Origin of the sequence: Corynebacterium sp. HMSC068G04 (genome assembly GCF_001814885.1) — a bacterium.
Taxonomy (GTDB): domain Bacteria; phylum Actinomycetota; class Actinomycetes; order Mycobacteriales; family Mycobacteriaceae; genus Corynebacterium; species Corynebacterium hiratae.
This window is the reverse complement of the sequence record NZ_KV818301.1, coordinates 106,039-128,519: the sequence shown is the minus strand read 5'-3', so window position 1 is coordinate 128,519 and position 22,481 is coordinate 106,039. Positions and strand designations below refer to the sequence as shown.

22 protein-coding genes are annotated in these 22,481 nt (G+C 62.8%); 14 read left to right on the top strand and 8 right to left on the bottom strand.

What is annotated here, in order from left to right; translation table 11 throughout:
• Positions 1-10: 10 nt before the first annotated feature.
• Positions 11-1,696, bottom strand: a complete 1,686-nt coding sequence (locus tag HMPREF2993_RS03930; RefSeq protein ID WP_070701092.1) for a thiamine pyrophosphate-dependent enzyme — start codon at positions 1,694-1,696, stop codon at positions 11-13.
• Positions 1,697-1,825: 129 nt separating this feature from the next.
• On the opposite strand from HMPREF2993_RS03930, the gene HMPREF2993_RS03925 reads away from it, so the two are divergent.
• Positions 1,826-2,707 carry a LysR family transcriptional regulator gene (locus tag HMPREF2993_RS03925; RefSeq protein WP_232745467.1) on the top strand — a complete coding sequence of 294 codons (882 nt, stop codon included), beginning with the start codon at positions 1,826-1,828 and terminating at the stop codon, positions 2,705-2,707.
• Positions 2,708-2,880: 173 nt separating this feature from the next.
• The gene (locus HMPREF2993_RS03920; protein ID WP_070701090.1) at positions 2,881-3,831 is read left to right on the top strand and encodes an endonuclease domain-containing protein; all 951 of its coding nucleotides are present in this window, start codon (positions 2,881-2,883) and stop codon (positions 3,829-3,831) included.
• A gap of 88 nt (positions 3,832-3,919) precedes the next feature.
• Here the strand turns inward: HMPREF2993_RS03920 and HMPREF2993_RS03915 are convergent, their stop codons facing one another.
• From HMPREF2993_RS03915 to HMPREF2993_RS03905, 3 genes are read right to left on the bottom strand one after another with little or no spacing between them, the layout of a single operon-like run.
• Positions 3,920-4,642, bottom strand: coding sequence for a sulfite exporter TauE/SafE family protein (locus tag HMPREF2993_RS03915; RefSeq protein WP_070701088.1), 723 nt, complete (start codon positions 4,640-4,642; stop codon positions 3,920-3,922).
• A 24-nt stretch (positions 4,643-4,666) separates the two neighbouring features.
• Complete coding sequence (locus tag HMPREF2993_RS03910; protein WP_070701086.1) at positions 4,667-5,377, bottom strand: TIGR03089 family protein; 711 nt, start codon at positions 5,375-5,377, stop codon at positions 4,667-4,669.
• A gap of 45 nt (positions 5,378-5,422) precedes the next feature.
• Positions 5,423-7,075, bottom strand: coding sequence for an LCP family protein (locus HMPREF2993_RS03905; RefSeq protein ID WP_246822341.1), 1,653 nt, complete (start codon positions 7,073-7,075; stop codon positions 5,423-5,425).
• A 53-nt stretch (positions 7,076-7,128) separates the two neighbouring features.
• Here HMPREF2993_RS03905 and HMPREF2993_RS03900 point away from each other — a divergent pair, with 53 nt between their 5' ends.
• The 3 genes from HMPREF2993_RS03900 to HMPREF2993_RS03890 all read left to right on the top strand — a co-directional run bounded on the left by HMPREF2993_RS03900 (position 7,129) and on the right by HMPREF2993_RS03890 (position 9,954).
• On the top strand, positions 7,129-8,040 hold the full coding sequence (locus HMPREF2993_RS03900) for a glycosyltransferase family 2 protein (RefSeq protein ID WP_210401548.1): 912 nt from the start codon (positions 7,129-7,131) through the stop codon (positions 8,038-8,040).
• A 55-nt stretch (positions 8,041-8,095) separates the two neighbouring features.
• Positions 8,096-9,190: a mannose-1-phosphate guanylyltransferase gene (locus HMPREF2993_RS03895; protein ID WP_049156050.1), complete on the top strand. Its 1,095-nt coding sequence runs from the start codon at positions 8,096-8,098 to the stop codon at positions 9,188-9,190.
• A 515-nt stretch (positions 9,191-9,705) separates the two neighbouring features.
• Positions 9,706-9,954, top strand: a complete 249-nt coding sequence (locus tag HMPREF2993_RS03890) for a WhiB family transcriptional regulator (RefSeq protein ID WP_005528147.1) — start codon at positions 9,706-9,708, stop codon at positions 9,952-9,954.
• Positions 9,955-10,051: 97 nt separating this feature from the next.
• Here the strand turns inward: HMPREF2993_RS03890 and HMPREF2993_RS03885 are convergent, their stop codons facing one another.
• Positions 10,052-10,522, bottom strand: a complete 471-nt coding sequence (locus HMPREF2993_RS03885; protein ID WP_070512251.1) for a metallopeptidase family protein — start codon at positions 10,520-10,522, stop codon at positions 10,052-10,054.
• 93 nt (positions 10,523-10,615) lie between these two features.
• On the opposite strand from HMPREF2993_RS03885, the gene HMPREF2993_RS03880 reads away from it, so the two are divergent.
• Both HMPREF2993_RS03880 and HMPREF2993_RS03875 read left to right on the top strand, forming a co-directional pair.
• Positions 10,616-11,059 carry a DUF3499 domain-containing protein gene (locus HMPREF2993_RS03880; RefSeq protein WP_080975101.1) on the top strand — a complete coding sequence of 148 codons (444 nt, stop codon included), beginning with the start codon at positions 10,616-10,618 and terminating at the stop codon, positions 11,057-11,059.
• 86 nt (positions 11,060-11,145) lie between these two features.
• Positions 11,146-12,513: a phosphomannomutase/phosphoglucomutase gene (locus tag HMPREF2993_RS03875; RefSeq protein WP_070701084.1), complete on the top strand. Its 1,368-nt coding sequence runs from the start codon at positions 11,146-11,148 to the stop codon at positions 12,511-12,513.
• 130 nt (positions 12,514-12,643) lie between these two features.
• Here the strand turns inward: HMPREF2993_RS03875 and HMPREF2993_RS03870 are convergent, their stop codons facing one another.
• Entirely contained in the window at positions 12,644-13,996 is a 1,353-nt protein-coding gene (locus HMPREF2993_RS03870) for an FAD-dependent oxidoreductase (protein WP_070701082.1), read from the bottom strand.
• A gap of 229 nt (positions 13,997-14,225) precedes the next feature.
• Between HMPREF2993_RS03870 and HMPREF2993_RS03865 the strand changes: the two genes are divergently transcribed.
• The 4 genes from HMPREF2993_RS03865 to HMPREF2993_RS03850 are packed head-to-tail and all read left to right on the top strand — an operon-like array spanning position 14,226 to position 17,839.
• Positions 14,226-15,896 carry a nitrite/sulfite reductase gene (locus HMPREF2993_RS03865; protein WP_070701080.1) on the top strand — a complete coding sequence of 557 codons (1,671 nt, stop codon included), beginning with the start codon at positions 14,226-14,228 and terminating at the stop codon, positions 15,894-15,896.
• Entirely contained in the window at positions 15,893-16,147 is a 255-nt protein-coding gene (locus HMPREF2993_RS03860) for a hypothetical protein (protein ID WP_049156060.1), read from the top strand. The genes HMPREF2993_RS03865 and HMPREF2993_RS03860 overlap by 4 nt, the downstream gene beginning before the upstream one ends.
• An 11-nt stretch (positions 16,148-16,158) precedes the next feature.
• Positions 16,159-16,851 (top strand): sirohydrochlorin chelatase, encoded by a 693-nt coding sequence (locus HMPREF2993_RS03855; RefSeq protein ID WP_049156062.1) that lies wholly within the window; start codon positions 16,159-16,161, stop codon positions 16,849-16,851.
• A complete protein-coding gene (locus HMPREF2993_RS03850; protein WP_070701078.1) occupies positions 16,844-17,839 on the top strand; it encodes a sulfite exporter TauE/SafE family protein in 996 nt (331 codons plus the stop codon). Before HMPREF2993_RS03855 ends, HMPREF2993_RS03850 begins: the two co-directional genes overlap by 8 nt.
• A gap of 9 nt (positions 17,840-17,848) precedes the next feature.
• Here HMPREF2993_RS03850 and cobA read toward each other — a convergent pair whose 3' ends face one another.
• Positions 17,849-18,577, bottom strand: a complete 729-nt coding sequence (cobA, locus tag HMPREF2993_RS03845; RefSeq protein WP_070512234.1) for a uroporphyrinogen-III C-methyltransferase — start codon at positions 18,575-18,577, stop codon at positions 17,849-17,851.
• A gap of 29 nt (positions 18,578-18,606) precedes the next feature.
• On the opposite strand from cobA, the gene HMPREF2993_RS03840 reads away from it, so the two are divergent.
• Together HMPREF2993_RS03840 and manA are read left to right on the top strand one after the other, a co-directional pair.
• Positions 18,607-19,560: an exopolyphosphatase gene (locus tag HMPREF2993_RS03840; RefSeq protein WP_246822339.1), complete on the top strand. Its 954-nt coding sequence runs from the start codon at positions 18,607-18,609 to the stop codon at positions 19,558-19,560.
• Between the two features lie 9 nt (positions 19,561-19,569).
• Positions 19,570-20,817, top strand: coding sequence for a mannose-6-phosphate isomerase, class I (manA, locus tag HMPREF2993_RS03835; RefSeq protein WP_070701074.1), 1,248 nt, complete (start codon positions 19,570-19,572; stop codon positions 20,815-20,817).
• A 16-nt stretch (positions 20,818-20,833) separates the two neighbouring features.
• Here manA and HMPREF2993_RS03830 read toward each other — a convergent pair whose 3' ends face one another.
• On the bottom strand, positions 20,834-21,793 hold the full coding sequence (locus tag HMPREF2993_RS03830; protein ID WP_070701072.1) for a DNA-directed RNA polymerase II: 960 nt from the start codon (positions 21,791-21,793) through the stop codon (positions 20,834-20,836).
• A 331-nt stretch (positions 21,794-22,124) separates the two neighbouring features.
• On the opposite strand from HMPREF2993_RS03830, the gene HMPREF2993_RS03825 reads away from it, so the two are divergent.
• Entirely contained in the window at positions 22,125-22,478 is a 354-nt protein-coding gene (locus HMPREF2993_RS03825; protein WP_046647442.1) for a DUF4259 domain-containing protein, read from the top strand.
• Positions 22,479-22,481 lie beyond the last annotated feature (3 nt).

Here is a 22,481-nt window from a genome sequence, read left to right as displayed (position 1 = left end):
TGAGCCTCCTTTAGCTGGTGGACGTTTCGCTGGTGTGCACAACAGCGGAGGGTGGGATAGGCAGGGAATGTGCCTGGTCGGTGATGACGTTGAGAAGCGCTGGTACGCCGTCCTCGGCGATGGCGCGCAGGGCGCGGGCCACGGCCTCCGGTACCTGGGCGTCATCAGTGATGAGCTCGCCGTGGGCACCGAAGCCGCGGGCAACCGCCGCGAAATCCGGGTTTACAAGCTGCGTGCCGGAAACGCGGTCGGGGAAGTGCTTCTTCTGGTGATCGCGGATGGTTCCGAACTCGCCGTTGGACATGACGATGATGAGAAAAGGCGCACCGTACTGCAGCGCGGTAGCCAGCTCCTGACCGTTCATGAGGTATTCGCCGTCCCCGGCAACGGTGACAACGGTGCGCTCCGGGAACTGCAGCTTGGTGGCTACTGCGGCCGGGATGGAATAGCCCATCGACCCGTTGCGCACGCTGAACTGGGAGGGGTAGACCTGCGAGCGCAGGAACTGCTGGGCCCAGATGCAGTGGTTGCCGGCGCCGAAGGTGTAGATCGAGTCCTTGGGCAGCTGGTCGTGGAGTGCTGCGAAGACGGCCTCCATGTGGGCGGTGCCTTCTTTACCGGGACGATAGTCCGCGGGCTCGGGGAGGGTGGCGAAGTCGAGGTGGTTCGCGTGCGCGGTATCAAACCACTCGCCGCGTGTGTCCTTGCCCTCGACGCTCAGGCGGTCCAGGGTGTGAGCGAAGGCCACGGGGCTCGCCACGATGTGCTCTACCAGCGCCACCGAGTGGCCGCGCAGGCTGGTATCGGGGTTGATGGCGATGTTGCGTGCCTGCGGTGATTGGCGCAAGGTGTAACCGTCGGTAGGAACATCACCGAGAACGGCACCGATTTCGATGACGAGGGAGGCTGCTTCCAAAAGTTGCGCCGCGCGTGGGTCGCGCCCATAGCCGAGCCAGCCGGCGTTGGCGGGGGAGTCGAAAGGCACGCGGTCAGCGGCGCGGAAGTCTTGAATGATGGGGATGCGGTGCTCTTCGGCGAAGCGGGTGATCGTCTCTGCGGCTTCCGGGGTCCAGCGCGGGCCGCCGGCGAAAATGAGTGGGCGCTCTGCGCGGCTTAGTTCGCGGGAGAGGAGGTCCAGGTGCTCGTCGGAAAGCGCGCCTTCCGACACCGGGATGGGTGGGTGGATGCTGCCGGTGAACTCCTGGTGGAGAATATCCTCCGGCAGGCCCACGATGACGGGGCCGGGGCGGCCCTGCTGGGCTTGGAAGAAGGCTTCGGCCACGACGCGGGAGGCACGCGACGGATCATCGAGGACGAAGACCTGCTTGGCCTGGGTGCCGAACCAGGCCTTGGGATCGAATTCCTGGAAGGACTCGCGGTCACGATCCGAGATGGGGATAAGGCCCACGAAGAGGACGAGCGGGGTGGCATCCTGCCAGGCGGTATGGATACCCACGTAGGCGTTGGCCGCGCCGGGGCCGCGGGTGACCATGGCGACGCCGGGCTGTCCGGTGGCTTTGCCGTGGGCTTCAGCCATGTAGGTGGCACCGCCTTCGTGGCGGCAGACGATGGCCTTCACGGGGGAATCGTAGAGGCCGTCGAGCACGGGCAGGAAGCTTTCGCCGGGCACGAGGAATGCGCGGGTGACGTTGTGCGCGGCGAGGGATTCGGCAATGGCGGCGCCGACGTGTGACATGGAAACCTCCCTGGGGTTGTTGTGGTAGTGGTCTCATTATTCTTTGGTGATGCCATGTTGTCTAATGTCGAAAAAGCTGGAAAGCCATACCCTCAAGGCATTGGTAGTGGTAGAAGTAAGGGAATGGACATGGTGAAGGCCAAATATTTCCTTGCGGTTGCCGAAGCTGGCACGGTGACTGCCGCCGCGGAGCGCCTGGGCATTACCCAGCCGGCGCTGAGCCGGCAGCTGCGGCGCTTTGAAAAGGAGCTGGACCTGGAGCTTTTCGTGCGGGCCGGTTCCGCACTGGCGCTCAGCGACGCGGCACACGCTCTCATTCCGACGTGCCGCCGCCTCCTCGCCGAATCCGCGCGCGCCGGGCAGGCGGTGGAGGCACTCCGCGCGGGCAGTATCCCGGCGCTGCGCGTGGCTGCTACGCCGACGACGATTTCGACTCTGCTTGCGCCCTTTATCGAGGCCGCTGGCTCGACTATCCCACTGCTCACCACGACCCCGGTTACGCACTACGACGTCTTCGACGCGCTGGAAGGCTCCGCCGACGTGGTGATTGCCACCATCCCGCCGGGCAATGACGTGGCCTCATTGGCGTTGGGCACGATTCCGGTGCGCGCCTGGGTGCTGCCGACGCACCCATTGGCGCTGGAGTGCGCGGGTTCGACCAGCGTGGAGGTTAAAAGGTTATTGCAAGAAAAGATGGCTCTGCCTTCGCGGCGCAGCGTGTCCCGTGGGGTGGTGGATTCCTTCGTGGGCACGGCTGGCTGTGCCTTGGGCTCGCATGTCGAGTGCGATGACACCGCAACCTTGAGCGCCTTGGCCCGCTCGGGCCGAGCCGTGGCCTTGATGACAGAACTGCAGCCGGCGCGGCTGGTGGGTTTCGACGTGGTCGATGGTGAACGGACTCTGGGCGGTGTGCCGCTGGTGGCGGCGTGGTCCCCGGGGCACTTCGCGGGGCAGGAAATTGCGCAGATTGCTGAGCGCTTCCGTAGTTTTATTGCGGGGTCGCTTCGCTAAGGCGGTTTTCTTAGTGCTGGGCGCTTCGTTTCGCAGTGGATAACTGCCCCAGTTGCCAAACTTCTGGCCCGATCTTGAATCAGAAGCGATAACTTTGGCAGCAATGGCAGTTGCTCGGCGCGCGGTAGCGCGCCATGTTAGCGTGGAGGCCAAACTTTCCGGGGGGAAATGATATGAAACACGGCATTGTGTGCGGCCTATCTAAAGGTGCGCTTGCAACTCGCGTGCGCCGAGGAGAGGTAACGCGACTGGCCAAGGGGCTCTATGTCTGGGGCAAGCCCGAGCCATTAGAACTATTGAAGCTGTTACAGGAGCACCGGCCATTCCTTAAGACGACAGGAACAACGGCTGCGCAGGTGCTCCTTGGCGAGCCTGTCACTTTTCCGCTGAGGCTAGCCAGCGTGGAGAGAATGCCGAAATCAACCTTCTATGTGCACTCGCGGGTGAGCGTCACTAGTTTTGTCACTTTGTCGGGGATCCGGATTCTTAATCCACTTGTCGCCATGAAGACAGTGAGTCCTGAGCTGGGGATTCGCGTCTTCGAATCCATTTATTCCTCGAAGGCGGGGCGTGCTCGCTTGGATAGTCACCGCGAAGCACTCAATGTCACCCCTGTTGCTAGCCAACGGATGCTGGAGCAAGCCGCATTGTTTACGGATTCCGGTGCGGAGGTCAAGGTGGCCAAGGGATTGAAAAGGCGTGGGCTCAAAGTCGAGTGCAACGTTGTAATCGGCCACTACACCTGGGACATCGTGCTCCCAGAGCTCAAGGTTGCGGTAGAAATCAACGGGATGAAATTCCATTCCCAGCAAGAGTCATGGTTGCGGGACCACTGGAAGAATAATGAGGGCGCGCTGATTGGGTGGCTCACGTTGCGCTATACAGGTCACTGCGTGGCACATCATCTGGACTATGTCATCGACCAGATAGCTAATGCTAGGAATCCTGACTTTGAGAAGCGCTACTTCAAATTCATCGGCTTCTGGCATGAGGGAGTCTTGCCGCCAAAGCCAAAGCCATGGGAATACAGCGAGCACTTGGGGTATTTACCGCCCGACTTGCCTGAGCCGCCCGATTACCCGGAACCACCCGGCTTCCCGCAGCCACCCAACTGCCCTAGATGACGAAGTTATTGCCAGATCTTGAATCAGCGGCGATAACTTTGGCAGAACGGGCAGTGTGGAGCGTGGTCCTGGCAGTAGGACGCGGTCGTTAGGCAGCAACCAGCCCCTCAACAATGAGCGCCAAGGCTGCGCTGATGGCCACGACGAGGACGATGCGGTTGAGCACCTTGGCGTTGATGAAACGGTTGAGGTAGCCGGCGGCGATGAGGCCCACGATGGCTACCGGCAGGTAGGCCGCGGCGGCGGTGAGCTGCAGATTGGTAATCTGCCCGCTCAAGCCCAAGATTGCCAGCGAGATGGTGCAACCGATGATGAAGGTGCCCGACAGCGTGCCGCGTATGCGGGCTGGGTCGTAGCCTTTAAGCACCAGCGCCATGGGCGGTCCACCGATGGACGTCGACGTGCCCAGAAATCCGGAAGCAGCACCCGCGACAGCAATGTTGGCGGTGGTGCGCTTGGGAGACCAGCCGAGGCTGGACAAGGTCATGGCAAAGATGACGGCGCAGCCGATGAAAAGGGAGAGCCCGCGGTGGGAGAGGGAAGCAATCGCCCACGCACCCGCGAGCGAGCCGGGGATGCGCGCGATGGAAGAAATGGCCACGATGTCCCAGGACACCGCTGAGCGTGCTTTGAGCATCGTGGTCGTTGAGATGACGAATGCCAGCAGGAGGATGAGCGTGGGAACCAGCTCCGGCTTAATGAGCGCCAAGATGGGGGTGGCGATAGTGCCCAGCCCAAAGCCGATGGTTCCCTGGCAGATTGTGCCCACGAGGATGAGCACGCCGATGAAGATATACAGCCAGCTGAACATTGCTCTACTATCTCATGACGGGGTTTAGGAGCGGACGGTGACCTTCTCGTTGTCTGCGATGTCCTCCAAGCGGTCGGCCGAGCACAGGCCCGCCACAATGACGGCGGAGCCGCCCGCAGCCAGTGGTTCGAGTACTGCGTGCTGGAAGGAGGCGCTGTCCGTCCAGCCCTGTGAAAGCACGCGCTCAGCGCCCAACTCGGTGGGGAAAAGCTCCGGTAGCGGGGTAGTGGTGCCATAGAAGTGATCGCCATAGAAGCGCACGGTGGGGCCGAAGTCGATGGTGCCCAGCGGCAGCTCGCCGCCGCTTTCGACAACGCCGCGGCCAAAAGGATCCTGCGTGACCAGAACCGTGTCGACCAGTGGGGCCGATGCAGAGCCGGAGCCCGCGTCCGCCGCAGCCTTGAGGTAGGCCTCCGGAGAGGTGAACACCACGGTGATATCGTCGGCGTGCGGCTGCGAGGCAGCCGCACCGTCGGTTATGTCGAAGGGGATTCCGGCGGCGAGTGCGCCGAGAGCGATGACGGCGGCCTGCCACGACACAGGAAGGTCGATGAGTATGCGGGAATCGGTTCCAGGCTCAAGGTCGAGCTCTTCCAGCAGCATGTTGGCGATCTTGGAGGTCCAGTTCTCCAGCGTTTGCGCCGAGAAATCCATGCGGGTGCCGTCAGTTTCGTTATAAACACTGAGCCGGGGAGCAGAGGCATCGGCGGACAGGAGATGCTGTAGGAGTTCCATGTCCGCCCATCGTAGGTGGCATGCACTCGCCCCGCCACGACGCTCTTAATTCACGCAGCGCGGGCCATCGCCGCCCGCGTCGATCTCAGGCGAAACCTCCGCGGTACCGAAGTCATCGCCTGGGGTACCTACCTGCTGAGTATCGCCGCCTTGGTCGGGCTCCGCAGCAGCCTCTTCTTCCTGCGCGGAGTCGTCCTTCGGACCGGAGTAGTCATCCGTAGCCACCACGATGAAGGTGTCCGGCTCGAGCTCCTCGTTGGCCGTGACCGGCAGGCCACCGAGCTGCTCGGCTAGGGCTAGAGCGCGCTCGTCGTTGGCATCTGCGGCAACAATCTGCGATTCGGTGTATAGACCCGACTGCGCGTTGGCGGTGCGCTCAACGGTGTAGCCCACGTTCTTCAACCAGGCGCCGATTCCACCGGCCATGCCGTCGACGGTGCCGGCGTTGAGGACGTGGAGGTTGAGGTCCTCGGCCACGGGCTTTTCGCCGTCTTCACCTTCCTGATCGGCTGGGGCATCCTCAGACTTCTTTTCTTCCTCAGCCTTCTCCTGGGACTTGGCCAAATCATCCATGAAGCGATGTACCTCCGCGGTATCGATGGTCACCACCGATTCGCCGTAGTCACCCACGCCGGTAATGGAGGTCACCGGGATCGTTGTAAACGTCACGTTGCCGCCGGCTAGCCCGGCCAGCTGGGTCACAAAGCCCATGATGTCCCAACCGTCATCGATGACTACGGAGCGCTCCACGGCATCAGCAATCTTGTTGAGCTTGCCCGGAGAGGTCAACGTGCCCGAATCCAGCACCTTTGACGTCAGCGATGCCATGTAGGCCTGCTGGCGCACGATGCGGTCAAGGTCACCGCGCGGTAGCTCATAGCGCTGGCGCACGAAGGACAGACCCTCGGAGCCCTGCAAGGTTTGGCGCCCAGCCGGGAATTTAGCGCCCGACATCGGATCATCGACGGCGTCGTTGAGGCAGACGTCGACGCCCCCGACGGCGTCGGTAAGCAGCACGAAGCCCAAGAGACCCACCTCAGCGTAGTGGTCGACGTTGACATCAGTGAGCTTGTGCACCATCGAAATGAGACCAGCGCGGCCGGCCTCGGTGCTCTCCTTCTCCATTTCCTTTTCGGTGTGGGGCGGCTTCTCACCAGCTGCTTCGGCTTCCGCGTTTTCCTGTTGCAGCTGTTCCATCTTGTCTGCTTTGTGCAGGGCAAAGATGGCGTTGATTTTGGTGTTTCCGAAGTCCTCGTCGTGGACGTAGGTGTCGCGCGGGATGGATACTGCAGTAGCTCGCGAGCCATCGTTGGGGATGCGGATCACCATGATGGTGTCGGTGTTTTCCTCGCCCTCATCCACACCGGCATGCAGGTCCGCCAGCTCCTGCTCGGAAAGCGGATTCCCCTTGGCATCGGTGCGCGAGTCCTTGCCCACGAGCAAGATATCGACCGCGCCGTCGATGCCGTTGTCCTTAAAACCGCCCTGATTGCCGAGTGCCAGATTGGAGGCGGAGGAGATGTCATTTCCCAGCTTGCCCACGGTGAAGTAACCCACGCCGGAGAGCACGAGGACCACGGCGGACAGGAAAGCGACGACGGCCTTGAGCGGCGTCGAACCTCGTTGGGCGGTGGGCGCGGACTGCGAGGGCGCGGCCTGAATGTGGCGGGCGGCGCGCGGGGAATTCGGGGAAGTCACGGGACTAGTTTAAGTGAGCACGCTGCAAAACCGTGAAGCAGTGTCGCGGGCGCGTGCGCACGCCGGCGTTGGGTACTCTCAAGAACATCGTGAAGAATATACAGAAACCCCTGGCCGTGGTCACGGTGACCTTTTCGCCTGGCCGCTACCTCAGCGACTTCTTGGAGTCGCTGCGCTTGGCGACGTCCCTTCCTGCCCTCACCGTTCTCGCCGACAATGGCTCAACCGATGGGGTGCCGGAAGCCGCCGCGCGGGAGCACGCGGACGTGGAATTCCTCGATACTGGAGGAAACATCGGCTACGGCGCAGGAATGAACGCGGGCGCGCGCTTCGCTCGTGCGCACGGCGTCGATGAAGAGTTCTTCCTCATTGCCAACCCGGATGTGACCTTCAGCGAGGGTTCCCTCGATGAGCTGATTGCGTGCGCGCGCCGCCACCCGGATGCCGCGGCGGTGGGCCCGCGCATCGTGGAGCCGGATGGCAGCAACTACCCCTCGGCGCGCGCCGTACCGACGCTGCTCACGGGTATCGGCCACGCGCTGTTCGGAACTATTTGGCCGTCCAATCCGTGGTCGCGCGCCTATCGCGATGACGCCGATATGGACAGCGAGCGCCCGGCAGGTTGGCTGTCTGGTTCCTGCCTTCTGGTGCGGTGGGAGGCCTTCGAGCAGATTGGTGGCTTTGATGAGCGCTACTTCATGTACTTGGAGGACGTGGACTTAGGGGACCGCTTCACTCGCGCCGGCTGGCGCAACATCCTGTGCCCGACGGCGGTGATTACCCACGCCAAAGGCCACTCGACGAAAGCGCATCGCGGCGCGATGCTGCGCGCCCACCACGATTCGGCTTACCGCTTCCAAGCGGATAGGCACCCGCACTGGTACCAGGCGCCGCTGCGCGCGGCCTTGTGGTTGGGGCTGCGGGTGCGCGGGCTGATTTTAAGCGCGTGCCGCGCCGGCTCCTGAGTCAGGCGCGCCTATACACTAACGGTGACTTATCTGAAAGAGATTAAGGAACGATATGACTGAATCAGCGCCCCAGTGGGGATCGACGGCCGATGCCGTCATTCTAGTGGGAGGTCGCGGCACCCGCCTGCGCCCGCTGACGATTGGCACGCCGAAGCCGATGTTGCCCACGGCCAACTACCCATTCCTCCAGCACCTGCTCGCCCGTATCAAGGAAGCCGGGATTGAGCACGTGGTGCTCTCCACTTCTTATAAGGCGGAGGTCTTTGAGGAGTACTTCGGGGATGGCTCCGATCTGGGCCTGGAAATTGAGTACGTGGTGGAGGAGACCGCGCTGGGTACCGGCGGCGGTATCCGCAACGTCTATGACAAGCTGCGCCAGGACACGGTCATGGTGTTCAACGGCGACGTTTTGTCCGGCATGGATCTCAACGGCATCCTCGATACGCATCATTCCAAGGACGCCGACGTGACGATGCACCTGCTCAACGTCGCTGATCCCCGTGCCTTTGGCTGCGTTCCTACCGATTCCGAGGGCCGAGTAACGGCCTTCTTGGAAAAGACCGAGGATCCGCCGACGAACCAGATCAACGCCGGTTGCTACGTGTTCAAGAAGGATGTCATCGAGACGATTCCGGCTGGCCGCGTGGTCTCCGTGGAGCGCGAGACCTTCCCGCAGCTGCTGGAGTCCGGCCGCCTGGTGGTAGGCCACGTGGATAACTCCTACTGGCGCGATATGGGCCGCCCGGATGATTTCGTCCGCGGCTCCTCCGACTTGGTGCGCGGTATCGCGCATTCGCCGCTGCTGGTGGGGCGCACGGGTGAGTCCGTGGTGGATGAGTCTGCGGGTATCGCCGGTGGCGTCCTGCTGCTGTCCGGCACGGCCGTGGGCCGCGGTTCCGTAATTGGGGCGGGCTGCCGCTTGGACGGCACGGTGGTCTTCGATGGCGTCACTATCGAGCCGGGCGCCATCATTAACAACTCCATCATTGCCTCGGGCGCGCACATTGGTGCCAACGCACACATCGACAACTGCGTCATCGGCGAAGGCGCCACCATCGGCGCGCGTTGCGAGCTGCAGGGCGGTATGCGCGTCTTCCCAGGTGTGAGCATTCCGGACGCCGGCGTGCGATTTAGTTCGGATGCTTAAGCTCCTCGGCGCCTCAGCACAAAAACGCTGAGGCATAGCCAGGGGATAGACACAGGTCTCGGCGCTGGGAAAATATCTTCCCAGCGCCTCTTTTCATGCCGTGACGCATGGTTTTCGTGGTGCGAATGAGATCCATGAGTTTTGCCCGACTGGGTGGCGACACGCCGAACAAACCTTGGAATTGTTCACAGGATCGGGGGTGGCCACTACATGTAGTACCCCCGATGATCACCCCTTAGCTAGGAGATCTGTGACTGATGTGAAAGTTGAGGATGCTGTACAGCGTTTTCGCTGGAGCACAACAAAAATCTTCCGCGACAGGTTGACGATATTTAGTGATCCGGTGTGAAATGACATCAGTGTAATCAACGGCACGGCGGGCGCGGCACCGAGAAATTGTTTCGGTGTAGGGTCGGTGCCACTGAATCAAGAGAGAAACGACCTCGGAGAAAGGAAGCGGCGTGGACAATACAACGAATAACAGCGCTATTCTCCGTGGCGGTGCTGCTGCAGAGATGTCGCTCGATGAACTCTTTGGTGCCGTCGAGCAGGAGTGGCAAGACCAGGCGCTGTGCGCCCAGACGGACCCGGAAGCCTTCTTCCCGGAAAAGGGGGGATCGACGCGCGAGGCTAAGCGCATTTGCCAGGCCTGTGCAGTGCGGGATGAATGCCTCGAATATGCCTTGGAGCACGATGAGCGCTTTGGAATTTGGGGCGGCTTGTCAGACCGTGAGCGCCGCCGATTAAAGCGTGAGATCGGTTAAGCGCAGCGGATCTAGTAGTGCAGCGTCATCGCTCCCCCTTATCGTTTGGGCCCTCAGCCCCAGCGGTGAGGGGGAGCGATGGGTTTTCAGGAGTGGTTTACCAGGTAAAGCGCGGATCGATGTCTCCGGGATCGACGTTCAGGTAATTGGCCACTAGTGCGGTAAGCACGGTCGATAGCAGTTCCTCGCGCTCCTGTGCCGACTGCACGCGCTCCTCAATGGGCATGCGGAAAATGACCAGGCGGGCGCGCGTAGGCTGACCGGCGGAATCCACGCCCGCAGGCACGATGCGCCCTAGTGGAACGGGGCCGTCGGCGATGATCTCATCCGGCATGACTGTCATGTCTACCGACAGGCGCATCCGGGGCACGGTATCAACGGCAAGGTCGAGCCCGGTGAGCTGTTCAGCAAAAGCGTTATGGATGGGGGCGTAGGCCTCGAGCACCGCCATATCGAAGCGCTCGGCGCTGCTGCGATAGCGCGGCGTGTTGTGTGGCAGCAGCGGCCCACGTGCACCGCGGCCGTGGCGGTGGCGGGCCGGGCGGATATGCGGGCGGGGCGTGCTCATGCGGCTTAGTTTAGGCCGGGCTGAAGGAGGGTTGTGGCGAGGCGCGCCGCGTTGGACTATCTAAATCTCAAGTTAGGGTTTAGACTTGGGCGCGTGACTAGCTCTCGCCATTGCTCCCGCCCCGGCTGTGGCCGTCCCGCCGTGGCGACGTTGACCTATGCCTACGCGCAGCAAACCGCCGTCGTGGGTCCGCTCTCCGAAGAAACCGATCCCCACGCTTGGGACCTGTGTGAAAAGCACAGCGCCCGCATCACGGCCCCGCAAGGCTGGGAGATGGTGCGTGTTGACCGCATCGAGCTTGATGAGGATGATGACCTCACAGCGCTCGCCGAAGCCGTCCGGGAGGCCGGGCGAGTGACCACTGGCTTGGTGGATGATTCCACAGCCGGCTCCGGTGCCGATCCCATTGACTACTCCGCCACCTTCGACGGCGCCGATCCGCGGAACTCGAATCACCCCGTGTTCCGCACACGCCGCGTCCACGACGCCCGCCAGCGCCGCCGCGCACACCTGACGGTGGTGCCGGACGCCGAGTAGCCCGTCGGACATTGACTGGCCCGTTAGTTGAGTTTTAGCCCGTCGGACGCGGGTTACCGCGTCCGACGCGGGTATGCTTGTGGGCTATGCGAACTCGTGAACAGCTCAATGCAGTGATCAAGGCCTATGACGTCCGTGGCGTCGTGGGCGAGGACATCGATGACAGCCTCGTGCGTGATACTGGTGCGGCCTTTGCCGCCATTCTCCGCGGGGAAGGGGAGACCACCGTGGCGGTGGGCCACGATATGCGTCCGTCCTCCCCGCAGCTGGCCGCCGCTTTTGCGGAGGGCGCTGCCGCGCAGGGCCTCAATGTCATCCAGCTCGGCCTGACATCGACTGATGAGCTGTACTTCGCCGCCGGCCACCTCAATTGCGCGGGCGCAATGTTCACCGCCTCCCACAACCCGGCTAAGTACAACGGCATCAAGCTCTGCCGCTCGGGTGCTGTTCCGGTGGGGCAGGAGACGGGTCTGGAGCAGATCAAGGACATGCTGATCGACGGCACCCCGGCCTTCGACGGCGAGCCAGGCACCGTGACTGAGCGCGAGGTGCTCGGTGATTATGCCGCCTTCCTGCGCGGCTTGGTGCCGCTGGAGAATTCTCGCCCGCTCGTCGTCGCGGTGGATGCCGCAAACGGCATGGGTGGCCACACCGTCCCGGCGGTCTTTGAGGGGCTGCCTTTCGACGTGCGTGACCTCTACTTTGAGCTGGACGGCACCTTCCCCAACCATGAGGCCAACCCACTGGATCCGAAGAACCTAGTGGATCTGCAGAAGTTCACCGTTGAGCAGAAGGCGGACATCGGCCTTGCTTTCGACGGCGATGCCGACCGCTGCTTCGTGGTGGACGAGAAGGGCCAGCCGGTGCCGCCTTCTGCCATCTGTGCGCTGGTGGCGGAGCGCTACCTGGACAAGTTCCCCGGCGCCACCGTCATCCATAACCTGATTACCTCGAAGACGGTTCCGGAGCTCATCGCTGAGAAGGGCGGCAAGGCCGTGCGCACCCGCGTGGGCCACTCCTTCATTAAGGCCCAGATGGCCAAGGAGAAGGCGGTCTTTGGTGGCGAGCACTCCGCTCACTACTACTTCCAGGAATTCTGGAATGCGGACTCCGGCATGCTCGCCGCCATGCACGTGCTGGCGGCCCTGGGTGAGCAGGACAAGCTGCTGAGTGAGCTTATGGCGCAGTACTCGCGCTACGAGGCCTCGGGTGAGATCAACTCCACCGTGGATGACCAGAAGGCTACGACGCAGCGCGTGCTGGATGAGCTGGCGGACAAGATTGAGTCCGTCGACGAGCTCGATGGCGTGACCGTACAGCTGAAGGGCACTGACGCCTGGTTCAACGTCCGCGCCTCCAACACCGAGCCGCTGCTGCGCCTCAACGTTGAGGCCAAGACCGCTGACGAGGTGCAGGCCATCGTCGACGAGGTGCTCGCCATCATCCGCGCCTAGTGTGAAGGCACGTGCCTTCACACTAATTCCTTGAAGAAAAACTGCCCTATCTGACGATTTTCCCCGCGTTCATTGCGGCGGGAGCGATAACTTCGTCAGATAGGGCAGTTTTAATTTGGGTCGAGCCGGCTTAGCCGCGCGAGTGGTTGACCATCTCTTCCCACTCGACGAACTTCTTGCGCTCGCGGCCCTCGGCCTCACCCAGGGCGCGCTCGGCGGCGTCGAGCTTCTTCCAGCCCTCCCAGGTCAGGTGCTCCAGCCCCTTGGACTCGAAGAGCTCGACGATGTCCTCGTCACGGGAGTGGGAGAGGTTGCCTGCTTCGGCGTCGGCAAGCAGCATGCCGATGGTCTCCGTGGCATCGGACTTGGTGTTGCCGATGAGCCCCACCGGGCCGCGCTTGATCCAGCCGGTGGTGTACAGGCCCGGCACGACCTCACCGTCGAGGTCAACCACGTGGCCGCCGTCGTTGTTGATGACGTTCTTCTGCTCGTTGAAGGGAACACCCTCAATGGCATCGGAGCGGTAGCCCACAGCCAGGTAGACGGCCTGAGCCGGCCACTCGGTGAACTTGCCGGTGCCGGAGACGGAACCATCGCCGTTGAGGGCGGTGCGTTCGGTCTTCACAGCAGTAACCTTGCCGTTTTCGCCGATGAACTCCACCGGCTGCTCGAAGAGGTGGATCTGCAGGGTGTGCGGGGCGTCCTTCGGCTCGCGGATGGCGTAGCCTTCCAGGGTCTGGCACACCAGGTCGCAGGACTTGGCTTCTTCGCGGGCCTTGAGGGAGGCTTCGTCGTAGTCGATGTCCTCCGGGTCCACCACCACGTTGATGGTCGGGGAGTGGTCGAGCTCCTTGAGCTCCAGCGGGGTGAACTTGGCCTGCGCCGGGCCGCGGCGGCCGAAGACGCGGACGGTGGTGGCCTGGTTCTTGGCCAGGGACTCGTAGACGTTGTCGGGAATCTCGGTGGATTCCTTGAGCTCATCGCCGGTCTTGGCCAGGATGCGGGCGACGTCGAGGCCGACGTTGCCCACGCCGATTACCGCGACGTCCGTGGCGGAGAGATCCCAGGAGCGCTCGAAGCGTGGGTTGCCGTCGTAGAAGCCGACGAATTCGCCCGCACCGTGGATACCCTCGAGATCGGAGCCTGGGATCTGCATGCCCAAGTCGCCGACTGCGCCGGTGGCGAAGACGATGGCGTCGTAGTACTCCTCGAGTTCGGAGACAGTGACATCGCGGCCCACGTTGATGTTGGAGAGAAGGCGAATCTGTTCGGTGTCGAGCACGCGGTGTAGGGAGTTGATGATTCCCTTAATGCGCGGGTGGTCCGGAGCCACGCCGTAGCGGATGAGCCCGAAGGGGGCGGGCATCTGCTCGATGAGATCGATTTGAACGTTGCCGCCGGTCTTCTTCACCAGGATGTCGGAGGCATAAATGCCGGCTGGGCCGGCGCCGATGACGGCTACTTTCAAGGGCTGCTGAGTCATGATGGCCTTTCGGAATGTTGTAGTAACTAACGAAAGCTTAGGTCTAAACAAGCGTGGGTTTCATTGAACCGGCTTGTCTGCTGGAGGGCAACTGGGCCTAATTACATTCGGAGAACATTGTGGCATAAACCCAGCGTGCTTTGCATATTCGTGAGAAAATAAAAAAGACTGCTTTGTCTACTTTGTCTAGACCGGTAGGTTTTTACTAACCGACGAAAGGCAGCAGATTATGACCACCGCAACGAAGCGACGCCCGCGTGTGAAGAAGCCGGAAGGCCAGTGGAAGATTGACGGCACCGCTCCGCTGAATTCCGACGAGGAGATTAAGCAGGCCGACGATGCCCTGGCCGTGCGCCAGCGCGTTATCGATATCTATTCCAAGCAGGGCTTTTCCTCCATCCCCGCCGAGGATCTTGCCCCGCGCTTTAAATGGTTGGGCTTGTACACCCAGCGCAACCAGAACCTTGGCGGCGAGATGACCTCCAAACTCAGTAACGCCGAGTTGCAGGATGAGTACTTCATGATGCGCGTGCGCTTCGACGGCGGCCGCGCCGATCCCGCCAAGTTGCGTGCCGTAGGAGAGATTTCGCGCGACTATGCGCGCTCGACTGCGGACTTTACGGACCGTCAGAACATCCAGCTGCATTGGATTCAGATTGAAGATGTCCCCGCCATTTGGGAGAAACTGCGCTCTGTGGGGCTAGATACTCTGCTGGGTTGCGGCGACGTCCCCCGTGTCATCCTGGGCTCACCGGTAGCGGGAGTGGCCGCCGACGAAATTATCGATGCCACCCCGGCCATTGAGGAGATCAAGAATGATTACCTCTTGCGCGATGAATTCCACAACCTTCCGCGTAAGTTCAAGTCCGCCATCTCCGGCAACGCCCGCCAAGACGTCACCCACGAAATCCAGGACGTTGCTTTCGTGGGCACGAATCACCCTGAGTACGGGCCCGGCTTCGACTGCTTTGTCGGCGGAGGCCTATCTACCAACCCGATGCTTTCGCAGTCCCTCGGCGCATGGATTCCGCTCGAGCGCGTGCCGGAGGTATGGGCCGGTGTGGCGCGCATCTTCCGCGACTACGGCTTCCGCCGCAACCGCAACCGCGCGCGCCTTAAGTTCCTCGTAGCGCAGTGGGGCATCGAGAAGTTCCGAAAGGTATTGGAAGAGGAATACCTCGACGCGCCGCTTCTCGACGGCCTCCCGCTCCCCATCACACCTGGCAACCGCGACCATGTGGGCGTGCACCGCCAGCAGGATGGCAAGTTCTACGTAGGTGTTAAACCCACCGTGGGGCATGCCACCGGCGAGCAGCTCATCGCCATCGCGGACGTGGCCGAAAAATTCGGTATCAGCCGAATCCGCACCACGCCGATGAAGGAGCTGCTCTTCCTCGACGTGGAAGAAGCGGATATCCCTGCCCTGTCCCGTGCCTTGGATGAGACGGGCCTGTACTCCCAACCTTCGGAGTTCCGCCGCGGCGTCATCTCCTGCACCGGGCTGGAATTTTGTAAGCTCGCCCACGTGACCACCAAGGCCCGCGCCATCGAGCTCGTCGACATACTGGAAGATACCCTTGGTGACCTCGACGGCCCGCTGTCCATCGCCCTCAATGGCTGCCCTAATGCCTGCGCACGCTCGCAGGTAGCGGATATCGGTCTTAAGGGGCAGATCGTCACCGACGCAGACGGCAACCGTGTCGAGGGCTTCCAGGTCCACCTCGGCGGCGCCCTCGGCCTATCCCCGGACTGGGGCCGCAAGCTGCGCGGACACAAGGTGGTGGCGGATGAGGTTCCGGACTATGTCATTCGCTTGGTCAACAAGTACAAGGAACAGCGCGAAGACGGCGAACAGTTCCGCCACTGGGTCCTGCGCGCGGACGAGGAGGACCTGCAGTGAATTTTCGTCGCCAGCCTAACCCCAACCGCAATCACCCAGCCTTTTGCCCCTACTGCGCCGGAACAAACCTATTTCCAGATGAGGAAGATGATTTCGCCTGGAAGTGCGAAGAGTGCCTCCGCATCTTTTCCGTACGCTTCCACGGCCAGGACGATGCCCCCGTAGCGCCCGCGCCGGCGGTCTCCTCCGCGGAGGCGCTGCAGCGCTCTCTCGCTCGCCGCGGCCACTCCACCGCGAAAGCTCACACTTAAGGAAACACACCATGACCGCCCCGACCGCTACTACTGCTTTACTAACCCTGTCTCACGGCTCACGCCACCCCGAGGCCGCAGCGAACGTTATGGCCCTGACCCACGCCGCTGGCGAGCTAGCCGGGGTGCCGGCTACCGCCGCACACTTGGAATTCAATGACCCGCCGCTCGATGAGGCGGCGCGCAGCCTAGCAGCGCAAGGGGTACGCGAGGCGGTCGTTGTGCCTCTGCTCTTTACCGAGGGCTACCACCAGCGCATCGATGTTCCTGCAGCTTTGGCCCAGGCCTCTGCGGCGTCCGGAGTGCGCCTTCACCAAGCCCGTGGCCTCGGTACCGGCGAGGACATGGCGCGTCTGTTGGCTAAGCGCGTTCCGGAGGGGACAGATACCGTTGTGCTCTATTCTGTCGGCTCCTCCGATGAGCGTGCCAACGCTGACGTCGCGGATCTAGCACGACGCGTCGGTGAGCTCACCGGCTGCACAGCGAAGGTTGCCTATGCCACGCGTGGTGAGCGCGAGCCCGTTGGTTCAGATGGCAATCAGGAGGTCGTCGTGCCACTCTTTGTGAGCCCGGGACTGCTCTTAGATCGCCTCGACGAGGATGCAGGGCACAGGGGCGGGGAGTCCCGGCAGGTTCTCCCTCCGCTGGGTGAGGCACTCGCCGGCATTGTTTCCCACCGTTATGCGGAGGTGGCCCATGCGTAGCCTCATCCTCATCGCGATTGCGGGTGCCGCCGCGCAGCTTGTCGACGGCGGCATCGGCATGGGCTTCGGCGTCACTTCCACCACCATCCTGCTGCTGGCGGGTTTGGGACCGGCGACGGCCTCCGCCGTGGTGCATACCTCGGAGCTAGGCACCACCTTGGTCTCGGGAATCAGCCACTGGCGTTTTGGCAACGTGCATTGGCCCACGGTGCTCAAGCTCGGCGTGCCGGGAGGTTTGTCGGCCTTCATTGGAGCGACGGTTCTGTCTAACCTCTCGCTCGAGGCTGCCGCGCCCGTGACCTCCGCTATTCTCGTGGTCCTCGGCATCAACCTAGTCTGGCGCTTCTCACGCCCACGGATCAGTACATCGCAGGAGACCCGACAGCACTCCACTCCTTTTCTCGCGGGGCTCGGCGTGGTGGGAGGCTTCGTCGATGCTTCGGGCGGCGGTGGCTGGGGTCCGATTTCCACCTCGACGCTCATGGCGGTCGGCCGCGAGCAGCCGCGGCGCATCGTCGGCACCGTCAACACCGCAGAATTCCTCGTCACTTTTGGCGCCACGGCGGGCTTCATCGTTGGCCTCTGGGAGGAGATCGTAGCTAACGCCGCCGCGGTTGTAGCGTTGCTTATCGGCGGGATGATCACCGCACCGATTGCAGCCTGGCTCATCTCCCGCATCAACCCCACGCTCCTTGGAGGCTTCGTGGGCACGGCTATCGTGACGCTCAACATTCCGAAGGACCTAGGGTGGGCGCTGGCGCATCAGCAGATCCTTCTTCTGCAGGTCGCTGCGCTGGTCCTCGGTGTTGCTCTCACGGTCTGGGCGAACCAGCGCCGGGCCCGGTCTGCACAGAGCTCGGAGGGGGATGCTGCTTCGCAGCAACGCGGTGGCAGTCGTGTCGTTGAAACGACGGAGCCAACTGGCCGCGAGGGCGCCCATGCAGGCAGCTCCGCGGAATCGGAGGAAGAGCGCGTCGGAGTTGAGTAGAACTCGGGGCTAGAGCCCAGCAACCTCACCGATGACGATGACCGCCGGGGGAGCCACCGAGTGCTCCTCCATGGTGGCCCCCAGCTCCGCGAGCTCGCAGCTGAAGGCCCGCTCGCCATCGAGGGAGCCTTCCTGGATGATGCGCACGGGGGTGTGGGGGGAGAGGGAGGCGTCGATCAGCGCAGCGGCGATGGCGGCCGCGTTTTTGACGCCCATGATGACGGACAAGGTAGCCCCGGACTGCGCCAGTGCTGCCCAATCCACCAAGGACTTGGGGTGGCCGGGCGGCAGGTGCCCGGAGACCACAGTGAAGGCATGAACGACGCCGCGGTGCGTCACCGGAGTGCCCGCCAGGGCGGGCACCGCGACCGCCGAGGTCACCCCGGGGACGACCTCCACCGGGATACCCGCTTCGGTAAGCGCCGTGAGCTCCTCGAAGCCACGCCCAAACACATACGGGTCCCCGCCTTTGAGGCGGACCACGCGGCGCCCCTGGCGGGCGTTCTCAACCAGAATCTCGTTGATACGCTCCTGGGCCACTTGGGCGCGGTAGGGGATCTTGGAGACGTCGATAAGCTCCTTGGCATTAATATCGCACAGCTTATCTAGCTGGGCGGTGGGGCCGAGGTGATCGGCCACGACGACATCGGCTTCCTGCAGTGCTCGCATGCCGCGCACGGTGATGAGATCCCACGCGCCAGGGCCGCCGCCAACAAGGACTACCGGATGAATGCTCATGGCCACTCATCCTAGCTATGCTCGGGCCTATGACTTCCTATGACCCCGAAACCGTGGGCTTCTTTGACATCGCCCACGAAGGCGCCCAAGCGCGCGTGGTGGCTGCATCCGTGCCGGAGCTTGCTCGCGTGCTGGGCGGACTCCGTCCGCGAAGCCTCGTCATCCTTGCCGCCGACCAAGTTTCCCGCGCTGCCGCTCACGTTGCTGTGGGCCTAGCTGAGCCCGCTGAAGTCCCCATCATGGTTAGCGAATCGCTGCCGCGCTTTACTGGTGCCCTCGACGTCGTGGTGGTGGCGGGAGATAGCCCATGGGCGGAGCGCGCGCTGCATACCGCTGCGCGCCGGGGTTCCACGACCATTCTCCTCAACGAGATCGAGGACGCACCCGAAGACGCCATCGTCATAGACACTTTGCCCACCGCCGAAGGGATTTCCCCGGTGCGCGTGATTACAGCTGTGCATGCGGTGTACGCGGTGCTGAGAGAAGACCCAGTTCTCGTTTCTCGTCGCGTGGAGGACGTCGCCGATGCCGTGGACCGTGAGCTGGAAGCACTATCCCCGCAACGTGACTCCACGACGAATCCTGGGCGCGCGTTGCGTGAGTTCGTAGAGGGCGGCCGGGTCATCCACAGCAGCGGGCCTGATCCCTATGCGCTGTCAGAAGAGCGCACGCGCGTGCACCTCGACGCGCTTGTTGCCCGCATGGCCGGTGAGCTGTGGGCAGCCCACGGGCTGGGAGGGACCGTTGTTGATGCGGAAGGCTTAGGGCCGATTCTGCAGACAGACCAGACTGACATCTTCTATGACCCGTTTGAAGCGGAAGAGCCTTTGGTACCCTTGAGAGTTGTTTTATGGGGACAGGAAGAGGCGAACCTTCCCCATTCTTTCGCAGCGGCGAGCGCCGACACCTCCTGTGGGGAATTGGCCCGCGCGCTGCAGCTGATTACGCGCAGTTATGCCGCGACCGCCTACGACGTGAAATAGAGGAAGTCAATGAAGTTGCTCACCAGTGCAGCCCGCAATTACTCGTGGGGCTCACGCACGCTGATTCCGACGCTGCTCGGCGAGCCGGAAGCTACTAGCCCGGTTGCTGAGCTGTGGTTCGGCGCGCACCCGGCTGATCCCTCGACGGTGGATGGCGAGAAGCTGGATGAGATCATCGCCGCGGATCCACAAGGACAACTGGGGAAGCGGGTAGCGGATACATACGGCGCCAGCTTGCCCTTCCTGTTGAAGATCCTGGCGGCGGCCGAGCCGTTGTCGCTGCAGGCGCACCCGTCCAAGCAACAGGCCGAGGAAGGCTTTGCTCGCGAGAACGCGGAGGGCATCGAACTCACAGCGGCCAATCGCAACTACAAGGATGACAACCACAAGCCGGAGCTCATCGTGGCACTCACAGAGTTTTACGCCATGGCGGGCTTCCGCCCCCTCTCGCAGACCCGCAGCCTCTTCGCGGCTTTGGACTGCGAAGAGCTCGCGCACTACGAGGGCATGCTCGATCCGGACCCCGCTGCTGAAGGCGACAGCCTCCGCGCGCTGTTTACCACGTGGATCACTATCCCCAGCGCTAAGCGCAAGGAGCTTATCAGCGCAGTGGTAGCCGCGGGCGAGCGCCTGCGCGAAAGCCAAGCCGGTGAGCCGTGGATGTCTACCGTGATGGGGACCGTGTCGAAGATCAACGAGCAGTACCCGGGGGATATCGGCGTGCTGGGCGCGCTGCTGCTGAACCACATCGTCCTGCAGCCGGGTGAGGCTATCTACCTCGACGCCGGACAGCTGCACGCCTATGTGTCTGGTCTGGGCGTGGAGATCATGGCCAACTCGGACAACGTGCTGCGCGGCGGCCTGACCCCGAAGTTCGTTGACGTCCCTGAACTGGTCAAGGTCCTGACGTATCAGGCGGCAGAGGATCCGCGAGTGGAGCAAGTAGCGCACGCAGATGCAGCTGGAGAGGAAGCAACAGGCAGCATTACAGGGGCCACGGCGTGGGCCTACCCAGTGCCGATTGGGGAATTCTTGCTGGACCGCGTGGAGCTTTCCGGTGCGGACTCCGCCGAGGTAGACAGCGATGGCCCGATGATCCTGCTGTGCACCGCTGGCGCGGCCACGGTGAGCAACGACGAGGGGGAGAGCGTGGACTTCAGCGCTGGCCACGCAGCATGGATTCCAGCCAGCGACCCAGCCGCCACGATCCGTGCCGCGGAGGCCGAAGGCGCGGAGGTATTTGTCGCTCGCGTCTAGAGCTTAAGGTGCACCTTTAGAGGTGCACCGCTGCCGGTTCGGCGGCGGGTTCCATGGGTTTCTCGCCCGGCTTAACGGCGGTGGGGGTTTCTGCGGACGGTTCCTCCGCGGCGGGGACGTCATCCGTTGGGGCTGCCGGGGTGGGGGCCTCATTGGTCCGGTGCGCCTCGGATTCGCGCACCAGCGACTCTATCGCCTCATTGCCGTGCTGGGCAGACTCGTCCCACTGCTTTTGCTCGGCTTCGGTCGGCTCACGGTGTTCCGTAACGGAGTCAGGCTCGGCCTCAGGCTTCGGGGCTTCTTGGGCGAGCCCGGCCGGCCGCGGGATGAAGGAATCAGAAGCCTTAGGGGAGTCCTCGCCCTGCGGGGATATAGGGGCCTCGGTGGGTTGCTGCTCGGTCAACTGGGGGTTGTGCTCGCGTTCCCCGCGGGATTCCTGTGGGGCCGAATCCTGCGGTGCGGCAGTCTGCGGCTCCAGGGTGGCCGGCGGCGGCGTTGGCTCGGTGTGCTGCGGGGTAGAGCCAGGTGCCACGGATTCGGAGGCCGTCGACGAGTCAGTCGAGGGAGCAGTCGCTGGGGTGGTAGCAACCGGTGCCGGCGGGTTCTGCACGTTCTGTGTCGCCTGCGGTTGCTGGTTCTGCAGCGAGGAGACGTTATCCGGGCGGTAGACGGCCGTGGGGCCAGCGGGCTCCGTGTTGTTGACAACGGCGTTCGGCGCTAAGTACGGATCCTCTGCTGGCGCAGCAACCGGCGTGTGCGAGTCCTTCGACTGGGTGGTCGTCGGAGAAGCCGTGGTGGTGTAGGAGTGCGTCGCTGATGAGGACGTGGTGGCTGTGCTGGACACCGCGGTGGCGGCCGAGGGCTTAGCCACGACGGATTCGGGTGCGCTCATGCGCCACACCGCGACGCCCACGGCGACGGCACACAGGAGGCCGGCCGCCACGAAGGCGAGGATGCGGCGTGAACTGCTCGTCATGCGGGGCGCTCTCCTAACTGCACAAAGGTCACAAGTCGGTAACAACGATAGCACGAATATAGGGATAGTAAATGGCCTGGGCAATAACCCCTGTTCATACCTCTTTCCACAATGCAGGCAGGTCGGTATTACAGGGAACCGTGGCGCAGCTGTAATAAAACGGGCTCATTGGCCGAAGCCTTGCATAAGGGCGCCTAAAGAATGGTAGAAATTGGATTAGATAGCGGCTGGCGGTGGGCGCGCCCCACGACGCCACACTGACCCACCGTGGACACAAGAAAATAGACCCCAACATAAACCCCCTATTCGCGTAAAGGATGAAGGAGAAACAATGAGCTCATGGGATGAGGACATCTTCGCCGACGAAGTCAACGTCGACTTCTTGGATGAACTGGCAGACCTTGAGGACGAAGAGATCGTTGCCGCGGTCGATGATGCCTGCGCCCTGGCGGTCTCCGGTGAGGATCAGACCGAGGACGAACAGCGCAACGCGCTGGCGGCGGCCACGATCGCCGCGATTTGGGCGGGCGCCCCGTTCAGCGCCGGGGAGGTGGTTGAGGACTACCCGTTCATTCGTGATCTGGCCGGTTCCGGAAGCGAGAACCTCAATGAGCACGCCCTTGAGCTGCTCGAAGGCGTCGAGGAGGACTACGACCTCGAGCCCTTCATCGAGGCGCTGTCCTAGTAC